Source organism: Amycolatopsis rhizosphaerae, assembly GCF_007713715.1.
In the GTDB taxonomy this organism is placed as follows: domain Bacteria; phylum Actinomycetota; class Actinomycetes; order Mycobacteriales; family Pseudonocardiaceae; genus Amycolatopsis_E; species Amycolatopsis_E rhizosphaerae.
The window spans coordinates 1-5420 of record NZ_VJWX01000475.1; the positions used below are offsets into that span (position 1 = coordinate 1).

A 5420-nucleotide genomic window follows, 5' to 3' on the forward strand; every position below is an offset into this window, starting at 1 on the left:
GTCGGAGGAACGCGTCGAGGTCAGGGCGAGGTCGCCGTAGCGGATCGTGGGCAGGGGTTCCTCGTACTGGAAACGCGGGGCGTGTTCGAGCATCCGCTCGAACACCTTCCTGATCGCCTCGCGCCCCACGGTCTCACTGCCCGGCGGATAGGCCAGTACCGCGTCCTCGGCGTACAGCTCGACCAGTCCGTCGAGGTCGCCGGCGTTGACGCGCTCGACGAACAGGCGGGTGACATCTTCGGGTTCCAAGGCGTGTTCGTTGTTCATGAATCCAGGATCGAACAGAACTAGCCAGAAGTCCAAGAGCTGGTTGTGCTGCACACTATAATCAACGGTTATGGAACTGCGGCAGCTCGAATACTTCGTCACCGTGGCCGAGGAAGGCAACTTCACCCGCGCGGCGGAACGCGTGCACGTGGCCCAGCCCGGTGTCAGTGCCCAGATCCGGCGCCTGGAACGCGAACTGGGGCAGGAACTGCTGGACCGCTCAGCCCGCACCGTGCGGCTCACCGAGGTGGGCGCGGCGGTCCTGCCCTACGCCCGCGCGGCTCTCGCCGCCGTCGCCGGGGCGCGCCTGGCCGTGGACGAGCTCACCGGGCTGATCCGCGGGCACGTCGCCGTGGGCATGGTGACCTCCCACGACATCGACCTGCCCGGCCTGCTCGCCGATTACCACCGCGACCACCCCGGCGTGGAAATCACGCTCACCGAAGGCAATTCGGACGATCTGGCCGACGGACTGCGACAGGGTACGCTCGACGCCGCGATCATCGCGCTCGGCGCGACCCCGCCGCCGGAACTGGAACTGCACGTCGTCACCGAGGACGCGATCGCCGCCGCGGTCTCCCCCGGCGACGAACTCGCCGCCCGCGAGACCATCCCGCTGACCGGACTGCGCGGGCGGCCGCTGATCAGCCTCCCCCCGGGCACCGGCATCCGCTCCCGCCTCGACGAAGCCTGCGCGGCGGCCGGGTTCACGCCGCACATCGCGTTCGAGGCGAGCGCTCCCGGCATGCTCGCCCGGCTCGCGGCGCGCGGGCTCGGCGTGGCGATCCTGCCCGCACAGTTCGCACGGTCCCACGCGGACCTGCGCACCCTGACGATCGTGCGGCCCGCGCTCCGCGGCGGACTGGCCTTCGCCTGGCGCCGCGAGGGCCCGGTCAGTCCCGCCGCCCGCGCCCTCATCGACCGTGCCCGCCGCCACCGCCGGTGAGCAAGGCACTGCCGGGGTGGGGTGGTCAGCGGGATTCCCAGACCACCGGCCGGGCCTTGTAGATCGCCGCGCCGGTCCGGCTGCGCTTACCGACGTAGGCGCCGTCCTGCCGGTACAGCCAGACGTTGCCGTTGCCCCAGGTGCCGTCCGCGTTGCCGTGCCGGACCTGGGTCGTGATGACGAGGCCGCCCGGTTGGTTGCCGATGCTCTTGATGCTGCGGTTGTCGATGTACTTCGGCGCACGAACAGAGGTGCCGCGGTTGATGTCGTACCGGTAGACGTGGCGGGTGGTGCTGAACCACAGCTGGGTGGCGGTGCCGTGCACCGGTGCCAGGTCGTGGGCGCCGGACGGGACGTCCACACACGACTTCCCGGTCAGCGTGGGCGCGGTGGCCGTGCCGCGAACGGCGTAGCTGCACAGCTTGGTGCCGCCCAGCGCCCAGAGCCGTTGGGTGGCGGCGTTCCACAGCACGGCGTGCGCGTCGCCGAACGGGTAGGTGCGGCCGGTATGGCCGCCCTTGCCGTAGACGGTGAGCCGGTTTCCGGTGGACGAGGCGACCACGACCGCGCCGCCGGGCAGCAACTCCATGGCGTGCGGGTTGCCGCCGACGTACTGGGACCAGGTCACCCGGCGGGTGGCGTAGTCGACGGTCGCGGCCATGCCGCCGGACGCGGTGACCAGGACCGTGTTGCGGCCGCCGTAGGTGCGGAACTTGACGTCGGACGGGTTCTGCCAGCCGTTGCCGGACGGGTGGAACTGCCACCGTGGCGAGCCGTTCCAGGTGCCGTCGGCGAGGTCGAAGATCAGGACGCCGTGGCGTTGGTCGACCACGGCGACCCGGCCGCTCGCGGCGTAAGCGGGTGTCACCGAGGCGACCAGGGTGCCGGCCAGGACACTGGCGACGACCGCCAGCCCGGCGAGTATCCGACGGCTGATCTCTCGTAGCGATCTCACGGGCCCATCTCCCCCTGGTGCGCCTGAATCCTGGCGAAAGCCGCCGCCGGAGTGACGGCGAACGATCCCCATTGTGACCCAGCCGACAGCGTGACGAAACGGCTTTTCGGGGTAATAACGGGCAACCCCGGATGACTCCCGATCCGTGTCCATTTCGGACGATCGGCCGCTACCTCGACCCGCGCCCGGGACTGGCGTCGGCGAACCACTCCCGTCCCAGCAGCAACGCGAACACCGGGACCGGGAGCCGCACCAGCAGCCGCAGCACCGGGGCGACCCGGCCGGTCCCGGCCACCTGCGACCGGTGCGCGGCGAGCGCGGCCTGCTTCTGCCTGGCAAAGCCACGCACGTCGAAGCTGTGCGTGATCGCGCATCGCGGACTGTAGGCGGTGTCCAGCGCCTCGGCGTCGTACCGGAACGGGATTCGCAGCAGCCGGATCACCCGCACCAGCCGCACGATCACCTCCCGGGGAAAGGTGGCCTCGAAAACCCGCCCGACCCCGGCCAGCTCGGCCGCCCGGCGGCCGACCTCGTGCACCTTGACGTGGTCGCGATGGCCGTACCCACCGCGGGCGTCATAGGTGAACAGCACGTCGGCCCGCTCCTCGCGCAGCAGCGCGGCGAGGCGCCCGGCGGCCTCCTCCGCACCGGCGCGGGCGAACCGCTGCCGTCCCGGCGGATCCGGGTAGAGCACCGGGCCGTGCCCGCTGTCGGCGTAACCGAGGTGCTCGACGCGGTGCACACCCAGGATTTCGGCGCTGGCCCGCAGTTCCGCCAGCCGGTCGGGGACGGATCCGCCGGACTCGTCGGAGGCGGGAGACATCGTGTCGGTGGCCACCACGATCACCACCCGGTGTCCGTCCGCGGCGGCACGGGCGAGGGTGCCGCCGGTGAGCAGTACTTCGTCGTCGGGATGGGCGTGAAACGCCACGATGGTCGCCATCGCGCCATTCTGGCGAGCCCGCATCCCGGGCCCGCACGGGGTTTGTCCGCCCGGTCTCGTGGTAGCCCGGCCGCAGAACGGCCGTCCACCGGAGGGAGCCGCAGTGGCGGAACAGAAGGACCCGCGGGCGCGACGCGACGCAGGGCTGCCGGGCTCGAAGGAACTGGCCGACTCCCGGCGCCACCTGGACGAGGCGAAAGCGGCCGCGCGCGAAGTGGCACGCACGAACCCGGCCGAGGGGCAGGAGGAACAGCCCGCGCGCGAAACCGGCTACTCCCCGTCCTGATCGAACGAGGAGGGGACGTCGTGAAGGTCCGGGATTCGGTCGTCGTGATCACGGGGGCGTCCAGCGGAATCGGTCGCGCGACGGCGCTGGCCTGCGCCGCGCAGGGCGCGGCCGTGGTGCTGGCGGCACGGCGGCGCCACGCCCTGCTGGAGGTCGCGCGGCACTGCGAGGCCGCGGGCGGCCGGGCACTGGCCGTGCCGACCGACGTGACCGACAGCGGGGCGGTGCAGGCACTCGCCCGGCGTGCGGTCGGGCGGTTCGGGCGCATCGACGCCTGGGTCAACTGCGCGGCGGTGACCGCCTTTTCCCGTTTCCTGGATCTTCCGCTCGGCGACCTGCGCCGCATCGTCGAGGTCAACGTGATGGGTTACGTCCACGGGGCCCGCGCCGCCCTGCCCTACCTGCGCGACCAGGGCAGGGGTGTGCTGGTCAACGTGTCCTCGATCGTTTCGGCCGTCCCGCAGCCCTACACCCAGACGTACTGCCTGTCCAAGGCCGCCGTGCGGGCACTGGGCACGAGTCTGCGCCAGGAGTTGCGGCTCGACGGGTTGAAGGACGTCAAGGTCTGCACCGTGCTGCCCGCTACCGTCGACACACCGTTCTTCGAGCACGCCGCCAACTACACGGGCCGCAAGGCGAAGGCGATGCCACCGGTGTACTCGGCGGAGCGGGTGGCCCGCACCATCGTCAACCTCCTGCGCCTGCCGCGGCGCGAGGTCGTGGTCGGGACGACCGGCCGCAGCCTGATCCTGCAGTCGAAACTCTTCCCCGGATTCGCCGAGCGGCTGATGGAACAGCAGGTGGACAAGACCCACCTCTACCTCACCGTGCCCGCGCGCAGCGGTCCCGGAAACCTGTTCCAACCGGCGCCGGGGACCGGTTCGGTGTCCGGCGGGTGGCACGGCAGGCGCCAGACCACGGTGCGCCGCATCGCCTCGCTCGGTGCCCTGCTCGCGGGCGGCCTGGTGGCCGCCCGCCGGTGGTGGCGGCCCGACGCCAGTGGCGCCGATCGGCCCCGCAACCGCATCCGGACGTAACAGCACGAGGTCGCCTTGGTCTTCGCCCATCCGCAGCACCGATTGGTACGAACCACTGTGCGCAGGTCCGGCGGGCATCAGTGCGCGACGGTGACCACGATCTTGCCGATCTGCGCGTTCGACTCCAGATACCGGTGCGCCTCCACGATCTCGTCCAGGCCGAAGGTGCGGTCCACCACCGGCCGGAAGGCGCCCGAGCGCAACCCCGACGCCACGAAGGCGTGCGCCCGCCGCAACCGCTCGGGCCGACGGGTCGTCTCGTGCAGCGTGTAGGTGCGCATGGTGAGGGCGGGCATGCCGAGATCCAGGGCCGGATACGGGGTCGGTTCGCCGCTCAACGCGCCGTACACCAGGATCATGCCCTCGTCGGCGACCGCCTTGCCCAGCTCCCGCACGCCCGGTCCGGCGACGGCGTCGAACACGAACTCGGCGCCCCGCCCGCCGGTCGCCGCGAGCACCCGCTCGACGACGTCTTCCGATTCGGTCACGATGACCTCGGCGGCGCCCGCCTTCAGCAGCGCGTCCTTCTTGGCCGCGGTACGGGTGAGGGCGAGGGGCGTGGCGCCGATCCGGTCGGCGACCTGGATGGCGGCCAGTCCCACGCTGCTGGACGCCGCGGTGAGCACCACCGTGTCTCCCGGCCGCATTCCGCCGACCTCGACCAGCGCGCCGTAGGCCGTCACGTACGGCATCCACACCGCCGCGCCTTCGACCGCGCCGACGCCTTCGGGGCGGGGCAGCACGGCCCTCGCGGGCACGATCGCCTGCTCGGCGTAAACGCCGTAGTCGTTCTGGGAAAAGGCGGGGACCGTGCTGACGGCCTGCCCCACTCGCAGACCGGTGACGCCTTCGCCGATCGCCTCGATCACCCCGGCGGCCTCGGTGCCCAGCCGCGCGGGAAACTTCCTCACCTGCTCGATGTAACGACCGCTGCGAAAGAGGATTTCGGCCCTGTTCAAGCCGATCGCGTCCACCCGGATCCGCAC

7 protein-coding genes are annotated in these 5420 nt (G+C 71.5%); 3 read left to right on the forward strand and 4 right to left on the reverse strand.

Annotated features, from left to right (window positions below):
* A partial coding sequence (locus FNH05_RS30945) for a YybH family protein (protein WP_144592397.1) occupies window positions 1–267 on the reverse strand: 267 nt, incomplete at its 3' end.
* Window positions 268–337: 70 nt separating this feature from the next.
* Here FNH05_RS30945 and FNH05_RS30950 point away from each other — a divergent pair.
* Window positions 338–1213, forward strand: a complete 876-nt coding sequence (locus tag FNH05_RS30950; protein ID WP_144592398.1) for a LysR family transcriptional regulator — start codon at window positions 338–340, stop codon at window positions 1211–1213.
* A gap of 25 nt (window positions 1214–1238) precedes the next feature.
* Here FNH05_RS30950 and FNH05_RS30955 read toward each other — a convergent pair whose 3' ends face one another.
* Together FNH05_RS30955 and FNH05_RS30960 are read right to left on the reverse strand one after the other, a co-directional pair.
* Window positions 1239–2168: a DUF6528 family protein gene (locus tag FNH05_RS30955; protein ID WP_144592399.1), complete on the reverse strand. Its 930-nt coding sequence runs from the start codon at window positions 2166–2168 to the stop codon at window positions 1239–1241.
* 169 nt (window positions 2169–2337) lie between these two features.
* Window positions 2338–3111 (reverse strand): PIG-L deacetylase family protein, encoded by a 774-nt coding sequence (locus FNH05_RS30960; protein WP_144592400.1) that lies wholly within the window; start codon window positions 3109–3111, stop codon window positions 2338–2340.
* Window positions 3112–3214: 103 nt separating this feature from the next.
* Here FNH05_RS30960 and FNH05_RS30965 point away from each other — a divergent pair, with 103 nt between their 5' ends.
* Window positions 3215–3397 (forward strand): hypothetical protein, encoded by a 183-nt coding sequence (locus FNH05_RS30965; RefSeq protein ID WP_144592401.1) that lies wholly within the window; start codon window positions 3215–3217, stop codon window positions 3395–3397.
* 20 nt (window positions 3398–3417) lie between these two features.
* Window positions 3418–4434 carry an SDR family oxidoreductase gene (locus tag FNH05_RS30970; RefSeq protein ID WP_144592402.1) on the forward strand — a complete coding sequence of 339 codons (1017 nt, stop codon included), beginning with the start codon at window positions 3418–3420 and terminating at the stop codon, window positions 4432–4434.
* Between the two features lie 77 nt (window positions 4435–4511).
* On the opposite strand, the gene FNH05_RS30975 is transcribed toward FNH05_RS30970, so the two are convergent.
* On the reverse strand, window positions 4512–5420 hold a 909-nt coding region (locus tag FNH05_RS30975), incomplete at its 5' end, for a zinc-dependent alcohol dehydrogenase family protein (protein WP_144592403.1).